Origin of the sequence: Vibrio navarrensis (assembly GCF_015767675.1) — a bacterium.
In the GTDB taxonomy this organism is placed as follows: Bacteria; Pseudomonadota; Gammaproteobacteria; order Enterobacterales; family Vibrionaceae; genus Vibrio.
In genome coordinates this window covers 356836-378892 of sequence record NZ_CP065218.1, presented here as the reverse complement: position 1 = coordinate 378892, position 22057 = coordinate 356836, and the positions used below count along the sequence as shown (strand labels likewise).

The 22057-nt window shown below is 40.4% G+C and carries 20 protein-coding genes and 3 pseudogenes; 12 read left to right on the top strand and 11 right to left on the bottom strand.

The genetic code is table 11. From position 1 onward, the window contains the following. Nucleotides 1–22: 22 nt before the first annotated feature. The 5 genes from I3X05_RS18470 to I3X05_RS18450 form a co-directional block, all read right to left on the bottom strand. A complete protein-coding gene (locus I3X05_RS18470; RefSeq protein WP_029805258.1) occupies nucleotides 23–610 on the bottom strand; it encodes a DUF1788 domain-containing protein in 588 nt (195 codons plus the stop codon). Continuing rightward, nucleotides 610–1206: a DUF1819 family protein gene (locus I3X05_RS18465; RefSeq protein ID WP_025605130.1), complete on the bottom strand. Its 597-nt coding sequence runs from the start codon at nucleotides 1204–1206 to the stop codon at nucleotides 610–612. The genes I3X05_RS18470 and I3X05_RS18465 overlap by 1 nt, the downstream gene beginning before the upstream one ends. After that, nucleotides 1199–2104, bottom strand: coding sequence for a WYL domain-containing protein (locus I3X05_RS18460; RefSeq protein ID WP_043045765.1), 906 nt, complete (start codon nucleotides 2102–2104; stop codon nucleotides 1199–1201). The genes I3X05_RS18465 and I3X05_RS18460 overlap by 8 nt, the downstream gene beginning before the upstream one ends. A gap of 186 nt (nucleotides 2105–2290) precedes the next feature. Then, nucleotides 2291–2719, bottom strand: a complete 429-nt coding sequence (locus I3X05_RS18455; protein ID WP_337971392.1) for a hypothetical protein — start codon at nucleotides 2717–2719, stop codon at nucleotides 2291–2293. A gap of 155 nt (nucleotides 2720–2874) precedes the next feature. After that, nucleotides 2875–3360 (bottom strand): hypothetical protein, encoded by a 486-nt coding sequence (locus I3X05_RS18450; RefSeq protein ID WP_337971452.1) that lies wholly within the window; start codon nucleotides 3358–3360, stop codon nucleotides 2875–2877. Nucleotides 3361–3626: 266 nt separating this feature from the next. On the opposite strand from I3X05_RS18450, the gene I3X05_RS18445 reads away from it, so the two are divergent. From I3X05_RS18445 to I3X05_RS18430, 4 genes and pseudogenes are all read left to right on the top strand, one after another. After that, the gene (locus I3X05_RS18445) at nucleotides 3627–3956 is read left to right on the top strand and encodes a hypothetical protein (RefSeq protein ID WP_005376192.1); all 330 of its coding nucleotides are present in this window, start codon (nucleotides 3627–3629) and stop codon (nucleotides 3954–3956) included. Nucleotides 3957–3989: 33 nt separating this feature from the next. Further along, complete coding sequence (locus tag I3X05_RS18440) at nucleotides 3990–4259, top strand: hypothetical protein (protein WP_005376194.1); 270 nt, start codon at nucleotides 3990–3992, stop codon at nucleotides 4257–4259. 97 nt (nucleotides 4260–4356) lie between these two features. Beyond that, nucleotides 4357–4611, top strand: a pseudogene (locus I3X05_RS18435) (H-NS family nucleoid-associated regulatory protein); the annotation flags it as partial. A 363-nt stretch (nucleotides 4612–4974) separates the two neighbouring features. Continuing rightward, nucleotides 4975–6177 carry an IS256 family transposase gene (locus I3X05_RS18430; RefSeq protein WP_095661319.1) on the top strand — a complete coding sequence of 401 codons (1203 nt, stop codon included), beginning with the start codon at nucleotides 4975–4977 and terminating at the stop codon, nucleotides 6175–6177. Here the strand turns inward: I3X05_RS18430 and I3X05_RS18425 are convergent. After that, on the bottom strand, nucleotides 6080–6676 hold the full coding sequence (locus I3X05_RS18425) for a hypothetical protein (RefSeq protein WP_337971391.1): 597 nt from the start codon (nucleotides 6674–6676) through the stop codon (nucleotides 6080–6082). The genes I3X05_RS18430 and I3X05_RS18425 overlap by 98 nt on opposite strands. A 387-nt stretch (nucleotides 6677–7063) precedes the next feature. Continuing rightward, on the bottom strand, nucleotides 7064–7858 hold the full coding sequence (locus I3X05_RS18420) for a metallophosphoesterase (RefSeq protein WP_337971390.1): 795 nt from the start codon (nucleotides 7856–7858) through the stop codon (nucleotides 7064–7066). 655 nt (nucleotides 7859–8513) lie between these two features. On the opposite strand from I3X05_RS18420, the gene I3X05_RS18415 reads away from it, so the two are divergent. From I3X05_RS18415 to I3X05_RS18400, 4 genes are read left to right on the top strand one after another with little or no spacing between them, the layout of a single operon-like run. Then, nucleotides 8514–9689 carry an efflux RND transporter periplasmic adaptor subunit gene (locus I3X05_RS18415; RefSeq protein ID WP_337971389.1) on the top strand — a complete coding sequence of 392 codons (1176 nt, stop codon included), beginning with the start codon at nucleotides 8514–8516 and terminating at the stop codon, nucleotides 9687–9689. Nucleotides 9690–9692: 3 nt separating this feature from the next. Further along, on the top strand, nucleotides 9693–11642 hold the full coding sequence (locus I3X05_RS18410) for a MacB family efflux pump subunit (RefSeq protein ID WP_337971388.1): 1950 nt from the start codon (nucleotides 9693–9695) through the stop codon (nucleotides 11640–11642). Between the two features lie 57 nt (nucleotides 11643–11699). After that, the gene (locus I3X05_RS18405; RefSeq protein ID WP_337971387.1) at nucleotides 11700–13109 is read left to right on the top strand and encodes an ATP-binding protein; all 1410 of its coding nucleotides are present in this window, start codon (nucleotides 11700–11702) and stop codon (nucleotides 13107–13109) included. Then, on the top strand, nucleotides 13106–13804 hold the full coding sequence (locus tag I3X05_RS18400; protein ID WP_337971386.1) for a response regulator: 699 nt from the start codon (nucleotides 13106–13108) through the stop codon (nucleotides 13802–13804). Before I3X05_RS18405 ends, I3X05_RS18400 begins: the two co-directional genes overlap by 4 nt. Nucleotides 13805–13914: 110 nt before the next feature. On the opposite strand, the gene I3X05_RS18395 is transcribed toward I3X05_RS18400, so the two are convergent. Both I3X05_RS18395 and I3X05_RS18390 read right to left on the bottom strand, forming a co-directional pair. Then, nucleotides 13915–14226, bottom strand: coding sequence for a DUF3861 domain-containing protein (locus tag I3X05_RS18395; protein ID WP_277432908.1), 312 nt, complete (start codon nucleotides 14224–14226; stop codon nucleotides 13915–13917). Nucleotides 14227–14300: 74 nt separating this feature from the next. After that, complete coding sequence (locus I3X05_RS18390) at nucleotides 14301–14810, bottom strand: DUF2798 domain-containing protein (RefSeq protein ID WP_277432909.1); 510 nt, start codon at nucleotides 14808–14810, stop codon at nucleotides 14301–14303. 98 nt (nucleotides 14811–14908) lie between these two features. Here I3X05_RS18390 and I3X05_RS18385 point away from each other — a divergent pair, with 98 nt between their 5' ends. From I3X05_RS18385 to I3X05_RS18375, 3 genes are all read left to right on the top strand, one after another. After that, nucleotides 14909–15331 carry a MarR family winged helix-turn-helix transcriptional regulator gene (locus I3X05_RS18385; protein ID WP_337971385.1) on the top strand — a complete coding sequence of 141 codons (423 nt, stop codon included), beginning with the start codon at nucleotides 14909–14911 and terminating at the stop codon, nucleotides 15329–15331. 398 nt (nucleotides 15332–15729) lie between these two features. Further along, entirely contained in the window at nucleotides 15730–16218 is a 489-nt protein-coding gene (locus I3X05_RS18380) for a mobile mystery protein A (protein ID WP_094147126.1), read from the top strand. Next, nucleotides 16215–16826, top strand: a complete 612-nt coding sequence (locus I3X05_RS18375; RefSeq protein ID WP_014610887.1) for a mobile mystery protein B — start codon at nucleotides 16215–16217, stop codon at nucleotides 16824–16826. The genes I3X05_RS18380 and I3X05_RS18375 overlap by 4 nt, the downstream gene beginning before the upstream one ends. A gap of 348 nt (nucleotides 16827–17174) precedes the next feature. On the opposite strand, the pseudogene I3X05_RS18370 reads toward I3X05_RS18375, so the two are convergent. Together I3X05_RS18370 and I3X05_RS18365 are read right to left on the bottom strand one after the other, a co-directional pair. Then, nucleotides 17175–17735 (bottom strand): annotated as a pseudogene (locus I3X05_RS18370) (IS3 family transposase); the annotation flags it as partial. A gap of 848 nt (nucleotides 17736–18583) precedes the next feature. After that, a pseudogene (locus tag I3X05_RS18365) lies at nucleotides 18584–19282 on the bottom strand (IS1 family transposase). A gap of 400 nt (nucleotides 19283–19682) precedes the next feature. On the opposite strand from I3X05_RS18365, the gene I3X05_RS18360 reads away from it, so the two are divergent. Further along, a complete protein-coding gene (locus I3X05_RS18360; protein ID WP_337971384.1) occupies nucleotides 19683–22022 on the top strand; it encodes a hypothetical protein in 2340 nt (779 codons plus the stop codon). Nucleotides 22023–22057: the final 35 nt, after the last annotated feature.

The following is a 22057-nucleotide window of genomic DNA, read 5'->3' as shown; positions in this document are numbered from 1 at the left end:
ATCGTCATATACTTTTTATTGACTATGGGACGAGTTTGAACGCACGGTAATAGTTATTTGATTCGATACGGCCGAATGGTTTTAATGTTGCTCCATCGTATTCACCAGGATAAAACATTACGGTAGGCACGTTCCCCACTTTGGCATGCAATGCATTGAGAAGACCATGCCCGCGAATAATAGGCCAGACACTGCCTAGGCCGTGTAAGATGATGAAGTCACATTCAAGTACATTAGCCTGTTTTACAATAAATTCAGCAAACCGATTTTGTTCAAGAGGGCCTTTTAGTGCTTTGAATAAGGCATCATCACCTTTCTCAAATTGCATCTTGTAAGCTCGGTCGAGGAGCTTACGAGACTTCAGTAACTCGACGACCATTTCATACAAATTGATACACGCGAAGCGTTTTCCTTTGATTTCGCTGCGTGATGCCAGTTTTTTAGTCAAAAAGTCGATATGCTCTCTAACGATAATCTCGTGCTCAGCAGGGTAGTCGAAAATGTAAAAGCCTATCTCACCGCCTAATTCTTTATTGGTAAGAAATTCATCACTTTCCAGTCTGTCTTTCACTTTTTCCAAACGTTGCTGGAGTTGCTGTACTGTTTGCATTATGGCTCCATTGCTCTGACGATATCATCTCTATCCATCTCTGATAGGAGAATGCGTACATCAGGTGAGATAAAGATATTCATGAGTTTTTTGTGTTTGGTGGAGTCTATATAGCCTGCATCTGCTAAAACTTTGAACGCGACTTGGGATATTTTATATGTAGATGCCTCTGACATCTCAAGTAAACCTGGGTATAAGCGTCCGCGCTCCTGCCAAAAATGCTGCCAGTCATCTACACTCAATGCTTCTCTATACATACGCTTTGCGTCTGTTACTACGATTCGCATGAAATCGGCTAGGATAGGGGCGTTGATTAATGTTGCAGCGAACATTAACTGTGTTGCTTCTTCTGTACCGCTATAAGCTAATTTTTGAAGATACTCGTTGTTTAACGACTCCAGACGCTTTTTGATCGTCGCGGCATTGCGTTTAGCTGACGCAGCTGAAGGCTTTTGCAAGATGTTCTCTTCTACAATCGCTTTGTTCCAATCCTCTAGGGTTGGTTCTGTTAATAGCAGGTCGGCAATGATTTGGCTTTCACGGAGCATTAGACTTCCACCAATAAGATCGCCTAGGTAGCGTTTGTGTTCAGACATCGATGTTTCCTAAAGAATGAAGTTGAGTTCGATTTCCCTCATAGCCTGCGGCTAAGTGTAGGTTTTCGATACCATAAAGTGTTGGACTGTTACGTAGCCATAGTTGGTGTTCTGGAGACAGTAATCTGGCACTATCAGAACAATCGACATTGAGTCTTCGTAATAAATAGCCAGCAATAGCGGCTCTAACATCGAGGTATAAAACACCATCATTCATGTTGTAGTCCAACTCAATGGCTTTGGGGTGCTTAATATTGTTGGGATGGGGTACTAGCTCTAATGGAACAATACGTAACCATTGGTTATCTGACATTTTGGATTGAGACTCTGATACCGCTAGATCCAGCAGTTTGGCTTTAGTTATACGAGTAATAACAAAATCACGAAATTCATGGCTCTTCATATCGTAGGCACGTACATGCCATCGAAGACCATTGTTCACTAATGTGTGTGGTACTATCGTTCTTTTGCTTGGGCCACTATCTAGAGAAATGTATTCAATCGATACCGCTTTGTTGTTGAGTGCTGATTGGGTTAGCTTAGAAACAATGTGGATATTGGGTACAGCAAGCTGACTCGGTGTTTCAACAGGGAAACGAACATCTTCCATTATGTCGATGCTATCACTGAAGTTGTGCGTAAGCTGACTCAGCGCTTTTTGTGCATCATAGTCAAAAAGTGGCTTAAAAGATGACGTTTGGAAATAACGCTTCTCGGCATTGTCGTACACAAGATTCTCTCCAGCCAGTTCTTTATACAGGTTAATGTCCCGAGTGGCATTGGAAAGCCCCATCTTAAAATGTGCGACGACTTCAGCTCGCGAAAAATGGCCCACAAACATCAAACGGAAATCTATATAAGACAATCGTTGTTTTTGAGCGTAGCTAAGTTGGTCCATAGCAATTATCGTGAATTATTTAATGTTTGAAGTATGAACCATTTTGGGTCTGACATCAATCCAGATAGTGTTGATGGATGTTTTATTGAGCATAAATGTGAGGTAGGCACAGACGATAAAAGCCAGCGTTAACACGCTGGCAACAATCAATCTGGGGAAAGATTAACATAGAGTAAAAATATGGTTTTACGAGGTTTGATGTGTCTTAGTGTGATTTAGCCAGTCGTTAATTGAGAAGGAACAACAGAAATCATCCGTTTCGGAGTTGTTATCGACATCATCAAAAAGATAAAGTTGAAGTTGCCCTTTATCAGTTAGATTTCTAAAATGAGATTTATTGAGAGCAAACACTACGTTTAAAATGTCCTCCTCACTTTCAACCTGACATAGAAACGTGCTTGAAAAGGTTGCCATAATAGCAGAACCATCATTCAATTTTACATACGAAAGGAGTACTAGCTCCATAGATTGTGCAAAAGTAAGGCATAGGTCTAGTGGCGAAGTGATATGTAACTTTCTGCCGTTTAAACGAATGTCATGACTAGTGAGCAGGGGGTGGTGAATCAAAGAAATTTGATTATTTGACTGTTCTTGATAGTTCTTCAAATTTTGCATAATAAATCCTTAATAAACTTACCCCAAAACTTCGTTTATTGTAGATTTATTAAGTGACACGCGGGGTGTTTAACGCGTCTGTTTTTAAGTTATAACTGATGATGATTAAAGTCAATTAAATTCTATAAAAAGTAAAGGTTTATGATTTTAATTATTTAATCATCACAATAGAGTTCTTCGTAATCGATAAGATGCATGTTCCTATCAATCCGTTTTAAATCATCAAAAGCAAAAAACTTCTTAGCTAAGCGAATGGCGTAATAAGGTTCAGTCGTATTGGCAAGTATTATCTCATGACTATGAGGAACATGGACAAACTCAATACTGCCAAACCTAGTCTTATAAAAACCTGATTCCCCTGTTGTACCCAGAATTAAAATCATCGGGATCTGAGAGATAACACTCCATCTTGAGAGGGCATCTTCGAAAGAGATATAACACAGTTCGCCTTCTCGCAGTGACAAAGCTAGTTTGTCAAAGAAATCAGGCGGCAATGTCGAACGCAAGTAAACAAATCGCTCAAAATCAATACTGACGATGTAGTCGTTTTTTGCAATAATCTGCTCAATATCATCACTTCTAAAGATTGAGCAGATCTCCTCACGTTTATAGATAAACTTTTCTGTACGCCGATACTGCATTTCGAAAATCATTTTCAAGATGGAACTCCTTACATTAAAAATGATTAAAGTTATTGGCTTTAGCTACATTATTCTATGTTATGTTTAATATTAACACAACATTAAGTTGATAGAGCTATATAGTCATAACTACAGGTGGTTATATTTTTTTGGAATTTAATAATTAAATGTTTAATTATTAAATTAAGGGAAATATAAAGTTTTAAAATATTCTTTACAGAGGGGGTTAATTAAAGTTGTTGGTTTTATTTTTAATGGATATAGTTATGAGTGTTGAACTGAAAACTCAGAAAAAAAGAAAGTATCATTACATCAATAAAAGAAGTGTTGAAATTGTTTCTGATAAGAATGTCGATAATAATATTTTATGTATTTCAGATGAAGAAGCAATTTTTAAAGCTAATTCATTAACAGTTGAAGATCAACTCGAGCGCTTTAGGTATTCTGGAACTAAAGAAAAGTCCGTTACCAACAATTTATATCAGCAAAGCCCGAACCAAAAGGAGTCTCGTGTTCCTGGGCTATATGGTTGTAACAGGTATAAATCGAGAAGAAACGTAGCGACTGAAACATCAGAAAACTTCGTATTCTTTTAGACAGATAAACTCATAAAAGCCGAAGGTGAATGCATGAATAAACAGCATCAATGTGAACGTATGCCAGAAGAGGTTGTTATCTATTTCACTGATCATTACACATCAGATCGACAATGGTTTCTATTCATTTCAGAAACTGCAAAAGAAAGAGACTTGGAGCTAAGCACGGAAATCAATAATGTGGGAGAACTTTTATGGCAAACGGCGTTTAATATTCGCTTTTGTCCTTACTGCTCGGAAAAACTCGATATGAACAATGAGGAGCCTCACTTTCATAAAGCCGTGAACTACAAACTTGTGTAGAAAAACAACAGAGTGGTTACTGGTGAGCTTTGAAGCCGAGGCGTTTATCGTAATTGTCTTCCATCCCAATAGCGCAGTGGTGTGCAACTAATCCCTTCGTGCAGAAGAAGCAGAAAAAGAAGCAAAACAAATTTCTGCTCAAGGATTAGATGTCAATGAACTGATTTCAGCTTTATCATCGACTAGTACTAAGAAATCTAAAAAGCAGGGTAAGCATGAACTTCGACCCACGAAGTACAAATACATGGATGCAAATGGCATCGAGAAAACCTGGACTAGTCAAGGAAGCACTCCGTCAGCCATTCAAGAAGCTCTTGATGCAGGTAAAACACTCGAAGAATTCGCAATCTAAGGCCCTGGCCCACTCATTGATTAAAGAATCTAGAATTATCGATAAGCCCAGCACACGCTGGGCATTTTTCAGTGCGCTTTTTCTGAAATCTTTGCACTAGCAGAGAACTTGTGATTCGATTTTCTAAGTGTGAAAGCGGGCTAGAGTACGCTACTGAGTATTTAGGAGAGATTAACACATTATCATTTGATTAATCATTAGAATTTTGAGTTTGATATTGTTTTGATGAAGTCATATCTAGAAGAGTTTTAGATATGTAACCATCACTAACATTAAGAACTGCGAGAATGTCTTCCTCTGTCGCTATGGTAGTGTTTAGAAATCTGTGTCATTTCAGTATGATATACAAAACAGGAATGACACATGAACAAAGACTTCGATCTAGAACAAGCTATTAAAGCCCTTCAGTCAGGCCAAGACCTGACAGGTAAAGATGGCTTCTTAACTCCGCTCATTAAACAAATCACAGAAGCTGCTTTGAAAGCAGAACTCGAACAGCACCTTGAAGGTGATGAGCAACCTAACCGTAAGAACGGCTCAAGCAAGAAAACGATTAAGTCTTCTGTCGGCACGTTTGAACTGGATACCCCACGCGACCGCTCTGGAACATTTGAACCCCAGTTAGTTAAGAAGAACCAGACTAAATTGACCGATGAGATCGACCGTAAGATCCTATCCATGTTCTCGCTCGGTATGAGCTACCGTGATATCCGTGGTCACGTAGAAGATATGTATGGCATTGATGTCTCTGAGGCCACCATCACAGGTGTTACCGACCGTTTGATACCTGAGCTGAAGGAGTGGCAGCAACGTCCGCTCGATGCACTTTATCCCTTTGTCTGGCTTGATGCCATCCACTATAAAATCAAAGAAGACGGACGCTACGTTAGCAAAGCGATATACACAATATTGGGCTTAGATGTTGAGGGGAAAAAGGAGCTGCTCGGTCTTTATCTGTCAGAGTCGGAAGGCGCTAATTACTGGCTCTCCGTGCTAACAGATCTGTATAACCGCGGCGTTGAAGATATCTTGATCGCCTGCGTAGATGGGCTAACAGGCTTCCCAGAAGCGATAGCAACCATCTATCCTGATACAGAAGTTCAGCAATGCATCATTCACCAAATCCGTAACTCTATGAAATATGTTGCCTCTAAGCATCAGAAGGCGTTTATGGCCGACTTGAAGCCAGTCTATCGGGCTGTCAGCAAAGAAGCGGCCGAGATGGAGTTGGATCGTTTGGAAGCCAAATGGGGACAGCAATACCCAATAGTGATTCGTTCCTGGCGGAACAAATGGGCAAATTTATCGGTTTACTTCAAATATCCAGAATACGTCCGAAAGGCTATTTACACGACAAATGCTATTGAAGCCGTACATCGCCAATTCCGTAAACTGACCAAAACTAAGGGTGGGTTCCCAAATGAAAATAGCTTGCTTAAGCTACTGTATGCTGGGATATTGAATGCTTCTAAGAAATGGACAATGCCAATACAGAATTGGAATATGACATTGTCTCAACTGGCGATTCATTTTGAAGGTCGCTTGGATGACGTCTTAGATATTTAGCCAAAATTAGCTGACACAGAATTCTGAACGCCCTCGTCGCTATATCTTTGATTTCTTGAATTAGCTGTGATGCCTTTTTCATGTTTGCAGACGATTTCTTAATTTCCCATGCTAGATCGTCCCAATTGAATTTAGCTGATCGGAAGGCTTTCTTAACCTTGTCTTTATGTGATTTAATTACTTTAATCTGGATCTTTTCAGTTTTTATATTAACACGGAAGATATGTTCTTTAAATTCACTAATTATTTTGGTTTTATTAGCAGCAATGTCGTGAAGAATAGTCCCGACCATCTGATCGAGTTGTTCTGCCTGCGCCATATTATTGAATTTAATTAGACTTCGAGCGTAGCTAGTAACGCCATGATTAAAGATGTTGCTTTTCGTGTTTAGGTCTACTTCGAAAATTGTATCCTGGCGCTGTTTACCTTTACGTAGTCTGAGTTTACTTTTATTTTCTCTTTCTATGATGGTGATATTTTTAAAAGTGGATTTATTCATTTTGGTTTGCCTTTATATCCTGTCTTTATATTTATTAATTAATTGTAATTTTACATTTGTTGTTTATCTATGAATATTTTATTGTGTTGAATTATCTGATACGGCAGATGAAAATAATCGTAGTATTACGTAATTATTTTTTTAAGCTGAGATATATGTTGTTATTGAGTAAGGCATTGTTACTAGTACAACAGTACACTTTGATTTCCATCCGAAATCATTTTATAAAAATTAAGTTTTCGGATGTTCGGTAGGGAAAGCTATTACCTAAAACATTTAACTAGATAACGGACAAAGACGCGATCTGGTCATCTGAATACTAAGAAGAGTAGTAGAGAGAAACCCTTGACGGACTTTCAAATGCCGAAGTTTCTTGTTAGCTTGTGGTTAGAGATAATAAGCTTTTTTAGGCATTAGTCCACTGGTTCTCAAGCGGACAGATCCTTTGGGGTTACAAATTAAGGTGGTATTACCGTCAGCGATGACTTTCTCTACAGCATCATGTTGATGCCCAGCCACCCAAAACCTCGCTCTTGAAATCAAATCATTACTTAGCCCTGCTTGGTAATAGGGAGTATAGACACTGTTGGCATTTACTTCTGAGGCGAAGGCTTCTTTAGAAGGAAGATGATGTGAAACAACAAGATCAACTTTTTCTGGTAGGTTCTTAACGAACGATTTGTACTGCTCTTCAATCATTGAGCTGTCAATAAACTTAATGTCGTTCATCAACTCAGAATATGCTTCTACAAGCTCGGCAGAGTATGTATGAATAGGAAACCAGAGCGTTCCACCAAAGATAGTGCATCCTTCCAACTCAATCGATTCATTATTCAAAAAGAACAGGTTTTTAGTAGTATCGCTATGAGCCTTAAGCTTTACTAGTACTGAACTCGTATAATCTTTGATAACGCCAGATTTGGTAATGGATTCGTTGCCAAGGAGTGTGCTTTTTTTACAGTAGGATTTACTTTTATTGCTATACCATTCATGGTTTCCAGCAATCATGATGACGGTTTTAAAGTGGCGGCAAAGTACATTCTTTACGTATGCTATGCCTGAGAGACCGTTCGCCGTGTCACCTGCAACGATCAAAGTAGCTTCTTTATCGAAGTCATGCCAATAATCACGGCGTATTCCCTGAATGTCGAGATGTAGGTCGGAGACAACGTAAAACTTCAAACTATCATGGCCTTAAGATTGATTGACTACTTCATATTACATTGGTTATTGGGATTAGAGAAGTGAGTATATACGCTAAGGCACTTCTATCAGTTACTTGAAATTGTAACTTCTGGTCATAAACTTCCACCCTTGGAAATGCTCTAAGACGAAAACTTTGACGATTTTTAATAAAATCTATTATTAACAGTGAGTTAGGTTAATGAATGTCTTTCCTCAACTCTAATTATAGCAGTTGTCATGTTTTTCTGTAAATTGGTCTATTTTTGATGCTTTTCGAAGCGGGAACTTGTCATAAAAAGTTTAGGCGATGTTATAAGATGAAGCTGATTTTCATTGCGACAGAATCGCTCGGTGATCACAAGCATGATTCTGAGCCTGTAACTCATTTGTGGACAAAAATGGTTTAGAATAAAAGCTCCATTCAATGGCAGATATCTGTATCTAATCTTTCAGTTATCAATGGCGAATACTTATTATAGTCTCATAGCACACACCATAATCTTCACTATCTCTTCACAATTCAGATTAACCTTTACTATTCAGTTATTTAAAAATTTCCCGCACTTCATTTTCCCCCTATCTTTGTTAGTTATTATTTCATCATCAATCAAGGCAACGTTCATTCAGCCGACTTAACCTTTCAGGGGATATGATGAAAAAACTAACCAAAACGATTACATGCTTGATGATTGGCTCTATTGGTAGCGGCGCATATTACTACCAAGCTCAGAACGCTCAACAAGAAATGGTGTACACCACTGACATGGTGCGTAGAGGCAACATCAAGGATGTCGTGCTGGCCAATGGTGTGCTTTACCCAAATAAATTGGTTAACGTCGGTGCTCAAGTCTCCGGAGAAATTGAACAAATTGCTGTCGAGTTAGGTCAAGAAGTCCAGCAAGGAGAGTTGATCGGACAGATAGACAACCTCACTCAACAAAATGAGCTAAAAGAAGCGATTGCTTCTCTCGACTCTATCGAGGCGCAAATTCGTGCTAAGCAAGCCATGATCAAGAAATCAACCTCCACCTTTGAGCGCTATAAGTCGATGCTAAGTAACAAGGCGTCATCACAAGCGGATTACGACAGTGCTGAAGCAGAGCTTGCCATCTACGAAGCTGAATTAGATCAGTTAGTTGCAGAAAAACAGAAAGCCGAAATCAACGTCGATACTACTCGTCTAAATCTGAGCTACACCACGATTGACGCCCCAATGAGTGGCACCGTGGTGTACGTTTCAGTAGAGGAAGGACAAACGGTCAACACCAATCAATCTACCCCATCCATTGTTGAGATTGCCGATCTCGATACCATGGTAGTCCGTGCTCAAATTTCTGAAGCGGATGTTATCTATGTCAGTGAGGGGCAACAGGCTTACTTTTCGATTCTTGGCGAGTCAGATACACGCTTTAGTGGCGTATTACGCTCGATTGAACCGGGCCCGACCTTAATGAATGGTGATGATAGCAATCTAGAAATTGGCGACAGCGATGCGATCTACTACAACGCACGCTTCGAGGTGCAAAACCCAGACAGACTCTTACGCATTGGCATGACAGCTCAAGTATCGATTGTTCTTGATATTGCAGATGATGCTTTGATGATCCCAGCGCAAATACTACAAAACTCTGGCAAAGATGGCTTTCAAGTTCCTGTTATTAAGGATGGAAAAGTGGAGCTAAGACAGGTCGAAGTTGGGCTTAACAATAATGTATATGCAGAAATAACATCTGGCCTTCAAGAGGGAGATGAGGTGGTGATTGGTCAAGCCTCGTCAACCGCGTCTAGCGATATGCCCATACGCGGCCAAGGCCCAATGAGGATGTAAGCGATGAATAATCCACTACTAGAAATCAAAGGCGTGAGCCGAGCATTCCAATCTGGCGATCAAGCACTCACTGTACTGAACAACATTGACCTAACGATAAATCGAGGCGAGATGGTGGCGATTATCGGCGCTTCTGGCTCAGGCAAATCGACATTGATGAACATTCTTGGTTGTCTTGATAAGCCATCCCAAGGCCAATATCTGATTGATGGTCAGGATGTCTCAAATATGGATGCTGATCAGCTTGCACAACTAAGACGAGAAAACTTCGGATTTATTTTCCAGCGCTATCATCTACTGAGTGACTTAACGGCGCTTGAGAATGCAGAGATCCCTGCTTTGTATGCGAATACAACCAAAGAACAACGCCGTGAGAAAGCCGAGCAGCTACTCACTCGATTGGGTTTAGAGGAGCGCCTTGCTCATAAGCCCAATCAATTAAGTGGTGGTCAGCAGCAGCGTGTGAGTATCGCCCGAGCACTGGTCAATGGTGGCGATGTGATCCTTGCTGACGAACCGACAGGTGCGCTCGATAGTCACAGCGGCAAAGAGATGATGCAACTTATTCAGGAGCTTCACGCTGACGGACATACCATCATTCTTGTTACTCACGACCCTAAGGTTGCCGCGTTTGCTGATCGAGTCATTGAGATCAAAGATGGTCAAATCATCCAAGACCAGCAAAACCACGATAAACCTAAATCAAACGTTGTCGCTAAAGAGAACAACGCGATCCAAGATCACAACAAACAACTCAGCATTTTTCGCTATCTAGAGGCGTTTAAGATGGCATTGCTTGCGATGTCTAACAACCGTCTACGAACCTTTCTGACCATGTTAGGGATCATCATCGGTATCGCCTCGGTGGTATCGGTTGTGGCAATGGGTACTGGCTCCCAGCAAACCATCCTTGAGAACATGGCAAAAATGGGCACCAACACGATAGAGATAAAACCCGGAACTGGCAGGGGTGATAAACACTCGGGTCGTATCCGAACGCTTACTGCGGATGATGCCAAAGTACTCGAAAACTTTGCATTTGTTGATAGCGTGACACCAACAGTACGAGCGAATGGTGCCATTCGTTATGCCAGTGAAGCGCATACAGGAAGCGTTGAGGGAGTGGGTTTAGACTACTTTCTAGTTAAGGGGCTTGAGCTCGATAAAGGGCAGTTTTTCAGTCAAGAGAGTATCGATTCGCTCGAGCAAGTGGCGATCATTGACGCCAATGTCGTAACCGATGTATTTCAGGGGGAGGACCCGATTGGTAAGGTCATCTTTCTTGGTCAATTGCCTGTGCGCGTCATCGGTGTCACCGCAGAGCAAGATGATAGCCTTACCAGCAGCGATACGTTGAATGTTTGGCTCCCCTACTCGACAGTATCGGGCCGATTGCTGAACCAAAGCTATGTTAACGACATTACGGTAAGACTCAATGACGATGTATCAAGTTCAGCGGCTGAACAGGCGATTATCACGCTCATCAAAGCGCGTCATGGTGCCGAGGATTTCTTTACAGTCAATACAGACGCTATTCGCCAAAACATTGAGAAAACCTCATCAACCATGACCATGCTCATCTCAGCCATCGCCTTTATCTCGCTGGTTGTTGGCGGAATTGGGGTAATGAATATTATGTTGGTGTCCGTTACCGAGCGCACGAGGGAGATAGGCATTCGTATGGCCGTCGGAGCCAGACAAACCGACATCCTGCGCCAATTTCTGATTGAAGCTGTGTTAGTCTGTGTTTTAGGTGGCTTGATGGGAATAGGCTTGGCTTACTTTGTTGGCTTTGCATTAGGGTATATGGGTAGTGACATTCGAATGATTTATTCAACAAGTTCTATCATCGCAGCATTCAGTTGCTCGACTTTAATTGGCGTTCTCTTTGGATTTCTACCCGCGAGCAATGCCGCCAAACTCGATCCAGTAGAAGCACTAGCGCGAGATTAAACCAAAAACGCCCCATTCCTTATGGTGTGTGTGGCGAACCTTTACTAGGACAGAACATTGAAATTACTCTACAAATTCTTCTTCACTTTCTGTGTGACTAGCTTTACATCGGTGGGATTAATGTTGCTGCTGGTCACGCATAACTTATCTACGGGTTTCAATGATTACGTGGAAGCTGAGGAATTAAAGCATGTTGCCGCGCTACAAGAGCAATTGACTCTTTTTTACGACCAAGAAAAGAGCTGGGAGTCGTTAAAACAAGATGACGCATTGTGGAAAAGTATTACTAACTTTCATCGAAAAGCAGACCAATCAACACAAGAGGCGGAGAGCGAATATAGCTTGGGTCGCTTACTTCACGTACAGAGACGAGTGAGTCTTTTTGATGCCAATAAAGAGGTGGTGATCGGGCGTAAAGAGTTTCACCCCGATGCACACAACCAGCGCATTCTGCATGATGGTAACTTAGTGGGCTACCTCTCATTCATACCCGCTCAAATTAATAGCTACAGTGCAGAGAATGAGTTTCTGGCCAAACAAACCAGAAATTACTACACCATCGCACTTGTTGTGGTTGTTCTGTCATTTGTTACTGCGTGGGTTTTCTCGCGACATCTTGTCTCACCCATCAGTCGCCTTATATCTGGTACCTATCGAATGATTCGAGGCGATTATCAAGTTCGCGTTGAGAAACAGAGCAAAGATGAAATTGCTCATCTGGCGGAAAACGTGAATATTCTGGCGCAAACCTTAGAGCAAAACCAAAATAACCGTTCGGTATGGATGTCGGATGTTTCGCACGAGCTTAAGACACCATTAACCGTGATGCGTGGACAACTGATGGCCATTCAAGATGGGGTTTTCCAAGCCGATGAAAAGCGCATTCAACTAATGGTGGATCAGGTGGATTCATTAAGCCGCATCGTTAACGACCTGTACCAACTCTCTATCACCGATGTCGGTGGACTCTCCTATAAAAAAGATGTGGTGCAGCCAGTACAATTGTTACTGGAAGTGTTGAGCGGATTTGAAGCAAAACTCGATCAAAAGCCACTTTCTGTTAACTGTTCGACGTTAACCCCCCTGCTAAATAATGAACGTTGTCAGGTGCTTGGCGATAGTGACCGCCTGAAGCAGCTGTTTACTAATTTATTGGAAAACAGCTACCGATATACGCATGCTAACGGGCAAGTGAACCTAATTGCTCAGATTGAAGATCAAGACCTCACATTAGTCTTACAAGACTCGGCGCCAAGCGTACCTGTTGAGATGCACAACAAATTGTTTGATCGTTTCTTCAGAGTCGAGTCCTCTCGAAACCGCGAACATGGCGGTTCAGGGCTAGGCTTGGCTCTGTGTAAACAAATTGCCGAAGCGCATCAAGGCATTGTTATTGCTAGTGATTCTCCACTTGGTGGCCTAAAAGTGACCATCCGATTACCACTGTTTAAGGAAGTAAACCTATGACAAGACCTCAAGTATTGATTGTCGAGGATGAAGCTCATATCGCAGAAGTTCTGGTGGCGTATTGCCAAAACAGTGGCTTTGAAGCAACACACCTCGCGAGTGGTTCAAACGTCATCAACCATATCAGAACTCACCATGTTGATATGATACTGCTTGATTTAATGCTGCCAGATACCGATGGCATGGATATTTGTAAACAGGTTCGGGCATTTTCTCAACTGCCAATTATTATGATTACGGCAAAAAGCGAAGAGATTGACCGACTGCTGGGGCTTGAGTTTGGCGCCGATGATTATATCTGTAAACCATTCAGTCCACGCGAAGTCATCGCCCGCATCAAAACGGTGCTGCGCCGAGTGACACCGATAAATTCGGCAAATCAGCAAGCATCCATGATCATCGAGTCTGGTTTTGAAATGAAGCCTAATGAGTTTGAAGTTCGCTTTGAAGGAGCTTTAATTGACCTGACGCCACAAGAGTTCAAGATCCTAAAACTGTTTCTTGAGAACACAGGTCGAGTGTTCAGCCGTGACGATATCTTAAATCGGGCTTATTCAGACACGGCTGATGTATCGGATCGCAACATCGACACTCACATCAAGAATATTCGTAAAAAAGTAGGCCAAGTCTCTTCGGGCGAATCACCAATTCGCTCTGTTTATGGTGTTGGCTATAAGTTTACTCAACGAATTTGAGAGGTAAGTATTGCAGCTTCAGATGTGCTCGTAACTCGTATTGGGGCAAAGGTGAGCCAGTCAAGATTCGACTGACCCAAAGTGAGGCAATTTCTAAGTTCACTACTTTGCTAAAGAGGACTCTCTATTGATTTTTTAACTGTGCTTTTTAGGTTTTGCATAAAACATTTAAAGTGCGGCATGAAGTTGATGAACAGTGGATGCTTGCGATCCTTCATCATCACTGGGCCAAGTAAGCGAAGCGCCACTGCTACCTTTGTCGCATTCTCAGGCTCTAAACCACTGCCCTTTTTTAGGCCTTCTACGATTTTGAATAAATCTTCACGATCTTGATATTCAAACACTAGTGTTCTTGCTTCTTCCATGCCCACGTCTTCGATTGTGATGCGGTATTGTTTGTCTTTACGAATCTTCGGGATCATATCTGTTACCTTAAAATTATCGGTTTTGGTATCGTGTCGTGCTTTTGGTAAATCAACGATTGGCTTTTAAGCCATTAACTCTTAAGAAAGCGCTCTACCTTTGGCTTGATTGTCATCGATACGGTGATCATCAGTACTAGCGCCACTGGAAGTGCCCCTAGTACCCCGTCCATCCATGCTGTTACAAACTCTGATTGGTTATCCAAACCAACGCTGTTGTATGCACTGGTAAATGCCATGCCTGATTCCATAATAAGTGCCATGATCACGCCTACCAATGCATCTCGTGCTTTTGCTGCCATATTTGGTAGCAGATTCTCTGCGCCTTTAGTTAACAGCGCCATCATGGTGAAACCCACTGGAATCACGGTCACTAGCGCGGTAAAAAAGTTCGTTGCCCAATCAAAAAAGAATGTCTCAGTGAAACCTAAGTTAAGGTACGTCATTGTACCGATGATCGTGCCACCCATAAGGCTAACCATGCCCAACATAACCAAGACTTTCTGAATGATTGGCGTCTTCTTTTGCTCTTGAATCTTCTTTTTAACAAGAGTTGATTCATTTATCACTGCTTCTACAGCCATTCGCTTCTCCGGTCTTGAATTGACCTTCAATTAAGTTGACAATATCAACCATAATCATGCTGGTTGATATTGTCAACTAGTTTTTGCCGGAGAAATTTATGTCTGATCCTAAATCCCTAGATACGCTGTTTAAATTGGTTCACGCACTCAAACGAAATGTGCACGAACATATTGAGAAATTAGATCTGGATATCGCACCTATGCATGTGCGCGTTTTGAAGATCATCGCGAAGAAACCACAATGCACTGCGGTCGACATCGCAAACTTTCTGGATAGAGACAAGGCTCAGGTTACTCGCCTATTAAGCAGTTTGATTAAACAAGAACTGATCGTAAAAGAGCCAAACCCGGAAGATAAGCGCAGCCAATGTTTACGTGTGACCCCAATCGGTCAAGAGATCATCGATAAACTTAATGGCGTGGATATTGTAATGTTTGAAAAAATGAAAGCGGGTATTAATGCTGATGATTTAGCGACTTTTAAACGTGTAGCGGGCTTGATGGTAGAGAATTTAAACTAAACCTTAAGATGTGGATTCGATATTGAATTATTAGTCTCTTTTTCGTGCTCTAGCTTGGAAAGGGGCAGAAACGTGCTAGATGTGATTGAGCTATCACGTCTCTGGACAGAAATCATTCAGAGCAGAAGTCTGGATTGTGTACTTCCCAAAACAACCCCCATTCTAAATCAACCTAAACCGTTCACTTCCCATTCTAGCGCTGCCGAAGACGTTTGCTCTTCCAAGATGAATTTGTCACGACCATTGTCCAGTAAACTGATAGCCAAATAAGTAACGTATTTTATAATCGATACATTTTCCTTTGATGTGTATTAAAAATTAGATACAAGAATCTTTATAATGTATGCGAAATCAGATACTATTGTCGTTTCAGTGTATTTAATTAGAGATACAAAATTATGAAAAAATCCGGTGTCTATGCCGTTGCACTCAAGCAAGTCAAAGCAAAAATCAGCGCTTTACTCGGTTTATCTGTGCCTAAACCGCCGAAAAATGGTTGGGTGCGCAGTATCCGTGAGGCCTTGGGGATGTCGGGCGCGCAATTAGGTGAACGTCTTAATCTCTCTCGTAATCAAGTCTCCATATTGGAGCGTAAAGAAACCGATGAAACCATCACACTCAAACAACTTAAACAACTGGCGAGCGGGCTCGATGCCGAACTAGTTTATGCGATTATTCCGCGTCAGTCGATTGATGACATGATAGAAGCGCGCGCTATGGAGTTGGCCAAGCAGCGTTTGGCCATGAGCCACCAATCGATGTTTTTAGAAGCACAGCAGTTAACCTCAGAGCAACAACAGCAAGCGCTGGTTCAATTAGCCAATGAGATTAAAACGGGCAGCACCCGAGATTTGTGGAAAGTCAGTTTGCAGGAGAAATACCAATGAGTCTGTTTGTTGAACCAGAGGGCGCAACCCAACTAAATGCCGATGATGTTGCCGGGCTGAAATTTGATCACATCACGACTCGCGAAGAGCTTAATGAGCTTGAAAATGCCAACATACTACAAGGGTTGAGTTGGTTAGCCACGACGCCTAAAACCAGCATGGATGACATTCTTTCTATGGCGTTTGTGGAAGAGTTGCATCAACGTTTGCTTGGTGATGTGTGGGAATGGGCCGGCAGCTACCGTCACCGAGAGTTGAACATTGGTGTCGATCCGCTGAATATCCGGCCAGATTTACACAACTTACTGGAAGACATCAAATGCTGGATTGAGTTTGAACACTATGACAGCCTAGAACTCTCGGCTCGGATACAGCACAGGTTAGTTAAAATTCACCCTTTTCCTAACGGCAACGGACGTCACTCGCGCGTGATGACGGACTACATACGAATGGTACTACTCAAACAAAAGCCTTTAGTTTGGTCCAATACAGATTTGGATAAACAAAGCCAAGAGCGGGGTGAGTACATTGCGAGCTTACGCCAAGCTGATGCCGGCGATTATGCGCCTTTAATTCAATATCTTCAGGCGAAAGGGAATGTGACTTAAACCAAGCGTTAAGAGCTAAATATACAATTACAGTGTGGATAGTTAAAAGAGGCTGGAACGTCAGCCTCTTTTCTTTGTACAGAGAGCAAGCTCACCAAAACAACCCCCATTGTCCCCAGAAATGGAGTGCACCACAACGACAATTCTAAGTAACTTTTGGACATTTCTGAATTGCAGTAATTGCTAAATTAGTAGTTAAAGGATTAATTGAGGTATAGCTATACCTGCTCTATGTAGCAAAGACTGTAAGATCACAGAAATAAATGATGTAAAAGACTCTCGAAAGAGCCTTTGAACTTATATTTTGTTATTTACTTTTTCGACGAAGGTTTTGTAAGGGTGTAGTGGTCAACTAAAATTGGCCACGGTTTTAGAGTTTTCCCAATATAATCGTTCTGATTCATTGGGAGTTAAACCACCGTTATACTGATGTGGTCTGAGTTGGCAGTAATATCCGATAATGTAACGGGTAACCTCTCGTTGAGCCTCAGCGAAGCTACGATAACCCACAGTTGGCACCCATTCCGTTTTCAGACTTCTAAAGAAGCGCTCCATCGGCGCATTATCCCAACAATTTCCTCGGCGAGATAAACTCTGTTTTATTTGAAAACGCCACAGCAATTGACGGTATTTACGGCTAGTATAATGACTGCCTTGATCGCTATGGAACATAACACCTTTAGGCTTACCACGAGACTCATAAGCCATCGAAAGAGCTTTGCCTGTTAGCTTAGAATCAGGTGATAGAGACATCGACCAACCAATCACTTTTCGGGCAAAAAGATCGATAACAACTGCTAAATACATCCACCGATTACCTGTCCAAATATACGTAACATCACCAGCCCAGACCTCATTTGGGCCGGTAACCGCAAACTGACGACCTAAGTGATTTGGAACTTCAATATGTCATCATAAACATCAGAATATTTTTCTTCATTCGTTTCTATCACAAAACAATCCTCGATATGTTACCCACATATCAAAGATAGATTTGTCATAAAAAATCATCAAGGTTGTTTGTCATAAAAAATTTGTAAGGGTAAAACAGTTGAGCACGGATACGACACAGATCCTACCTATCGATTCTCGCAGCGTAGCTGCGTCAAGTCAGCACAGCGAAGCTGTGCAATATCAAATGGAGGGATGACGTCAGCTATGCCCTTATCGTCAAATTTATATATTCACGTAAAAAGTGCATAGCGAAAAGGAAGTGGGAAAAACGAAGACACACAGTTGGGCACGGACACGACACAGGACTCACCTATCGTTTCTCGCAGCGCAGCTGCGTCAGTCAGCACAGCGAAGCTGTGCAATACCAAATGGTGGGATGACGTCAGCTATGCACTTATCGTCAAATTTATATATTCACGTAAAAAGTGCATAGCGTAAAGGAAGCGGGAGAAACGAAGACACACAGTTGGGCACGGACACGACACAGGGCTTACCTATCGATTCTCGCAGCGTAGCTGCGTCAAGTCAGCACAGCGAAGCTGTGCAATATCAAATGGAGGGATGACGTCAGCTATGCACTTATCGTCAAATTTATATATTCACTTAAAAAGTGCATAGCGTAAAAGAAGAGGGAGAAAGGAAGACACACAATTGGGCACGGATACGACACAGATCGTACCTATCGTTTCTCGCAGCGTAGCTGCGCCAATAAACATGGAGTTGCTGTACTACTATAAGGTTAAGGGGCTTTGTTGCGTAATAGTGATTTCACGCAGAATTGGGTCATGACTCCAACCTGTTGATTAATGGTAGTACTCTCGTTCAATAAAGGTGCCGATAACCTTATCGTGCATCTCTTCCGACTTCGAAAATCCAATCGTTTTTCGAACTAAACGTTTGAGGCGAGATCTTAGTGTGAGGTTGGTTCTTTCTATCCTTTGTGTGTATCGTTTACCAATGATGTGCTTCTCTATCGGTAGATTAGCACTGTACACACCATAATCGTCGGTGCAGTAAAATGGGATAGTGAATTTTGATAATAAGCGTTGCAGCTCCTTAAAGGCATCGGTATCCCTTTTCCCAAAAGCATGAGCAATCACACGTTTATATCGAGGTTCCCATGCGTACCAAAGCCAACGTTGATTTTTCTTCTTACCAACAAACGACCATTGCTCGTCCACTTCGCATATCAGCTCAATATTGGCAAGGTCAAAAGGTATCGTTGTGACTTGTTTAGGTGTGAGATTTTTTTAAAGTGCGTAGTACAGTGTTATATCCCACCTTTAATACACGAGCTGTTTCTCTAACACCAGAGCTATTCATAGCCATATCAACGATTTGTTCTTTAACCTCTGGTTTGTAGGCTTCATAAGCATAGTCGAGTTGAAATGAACGTTTGCAATCAAGGCAACGAAATCGCTGAAAGCCAGCAGCCCCGTACCATGTTTCCGTACAGACTCAGTTTGGTTACAAAAACGGCAGTTTACTTGGATGATAGCCATTGAAACACCTCTAAAAAGTTAAGGAAGATTCTATCATGCAATCAACGGGTTGGAGTCATTATCCAGAATTGTTACCTACATTTAGAATAAAATTCTTAGGTCACTTCATCTATCTACCAAGTCATAAGGTTTTAGTGGGCTTATCCTCTCTTGAGGAATGACTGGTGAAGTGGATTATTCTTTTACGCAACAAAGCCAGGTTAAGGGGTCACAAGTCGTCATTCATTAGAGACTTGTTACTATGACAATCAGTGCGGGAATTCATGTAATATGTTAGATTTACAAAGCATTTTTATTTTAATAGGACAGTTGGGTGAAGGTACGGAACAGTGTCATTCACGATAAGGTATCTCGCTTTGATTGATAGTAAATACATCAATTTTCATATGATTATAATTTAATGGCAAACAGTAAAGAGTATTTCTTATTACATGGAAATAAAAAATGTAATGAGTGCATCATTGTATTATCAGATATGCTTCCAGAATGGGCTATGTACGATAATCGAAGAGTCATACATATTAAACATGTTAATGATATACAAAGAGTTTTAGAATATCATAAACGAGGTCTTATAGTTAAAAATTGGTTGAAAGCGATTTATATCTCTGATGAAAAAGTCTCGTTTTCAATGTTTAATAATTTTTTTATTTATAAAGAATCAAATATATCCAATATAAAAAGCATGCTCTTTCATGATCTTGATGGAAACGTAATATTTGAGTTTTTAAGTAACCCACTTATTGAAGACATAACTTTTAATTACTATTTATCTGTATATAAATTTTTGATAAGGCATAATGCATCGAACTTTTGCACATCAATGGCTATGTTGAAAGCTAGAAAATCTGTAAAAGATCAATTTAGTCAAGAAGATATAGATAGTGCAATTGCATTTTCATTAGATCTAGATTTAACCTCAGTTGTAGAGATTAAAAGAAAGTCAGCCGAAAATTTTGTTCATCATATAGTTGATGAGTCATTGGTTTTTTCAAAAGAAGTGACTGATCCTGGTTCTTTTATTTATTTTGAAGGTGCAATTAATGGCAATAGTGATTTGAATATCCGATATTTAAAACGTTTGCGAGGTATGGGGCGAGGGGATTTGTGGAAGTTTATACCTGATATTACTCTATTAAAATCAGGTACAGGTAGTGGTAAAACTGATTTGGCTCTAGACGTTATTATTCATGCTCATCGCATAGGAAAAAAAACATCGATAATTTCAAATTTGAAGTCGGTAATTCAGTCTTATGAGCATAGGCTACAAGAAAAAGTCAGTCAGTTAATGGTAGAATTAGAGCCTTGCCATATTATAACATCAGAAGCAGTTCTCTATGAAATTGAAGAAAGTAAACATATTGCTACGACATTAAAATCATTAAGTAAACCGCATATTATAGATTCTGTGATATCATCAGATATAATTATTATTGATGAGGTGGAAAAAGTTTTTGAGGCATTATATTCAAAAAGTAATAGCTATATAGACGAACGTGAAAAATCTATAGTTAGAGAATTACTTCAATATTCATTAAATGACCCTAATACGAAACTGTTGTTAATGGACGCGGATATTACTAACAAAATAACAAAAAATGTCATCAAAAGCTTGTTAAAGTTTGAAAGGAACGTATTACTTGCGAACGCATATAATTCTTGTCTAGAACATGATTTTGGGTCTATAGAGGTATCTCTTTTAAATGGAAGCCATGAAAAACAAACTATCATTGATAAAATCCAAAATGTGAATGAGAACTGTTTTGTATTCTCATCTTCAAAAGATAAAGTTGATGCTATCTTAAGAGAATCGGGATTTTTTAGTGATGATGGCAATGTAGATTATATAAGTGCCTTGGATAACAAAATACTCGTTATTGTTGCAAACAAATTTTTGAAAGGACGCCATGAAGAGGCTGTCGAAAAATTTATCCGTAGCCCAAATACGGAAATATTTAAGTATCATACTGTTATATGCAGTCCAGTTTTAAAAGAAGGCTTCAGTATTGAATCGAATTACACGGATACCGTTTATTGTTTATGTGATAAAATTCTGACGCCTAAGGAAATAATACAGTCTTCTAGACGATTACGGAAAGCAAAGAAGATCCGATTTGGCATTTTTGGTCTATCTACACCGAGCACGTTAGACCATAATAAATATAATAATTCTCCTGAGGATTGGATAGAGTCTAGTATCGAATTTAGAAAGAAAGTGCTGATTGATAATTTTTATGATGCTCTTAAACTAACCTTAGCTAAGTTGAAGTTCAATATTGTTGAAGATTCATTTGATAATTTACCAAGTGGTTTTTATGGTAAGAAAAAAAATCCTCACTTTGATAAAGATGTGTTAGAAATTATCAGGACAGGGAGAAGTATTGGTCAGTTAGGCTCAGCAATTGAGAAAACTAAACTCGATGCAGCTCTACTCCTTCGAAGTATACTTAAGGTTGGTTTAGTTCAAGACTTTATTATTATCTCTAGCAGAGAAGAGTATAAAGGTAAAAACTTTCATGGTTCATTTATAGGTATAGATAAGGAACTATATAACCATAGAAGCATCATCAATCATATTCTTCCAAATAAACTCAAAATTTCTGAACGTAAAGATGAGAATATAGGCCAAGCTAAAATTACAAGGAACATTAAAAATATATTCCAAGCGCTTGGTTTTAATTCTAAGAGAATTGACTCTGGAAAGTCTTACAAATTTACATGTGTGGCAGAGAATAAGTAGTAATTTTTAAAATATTTATCTTATAAACGTATAAG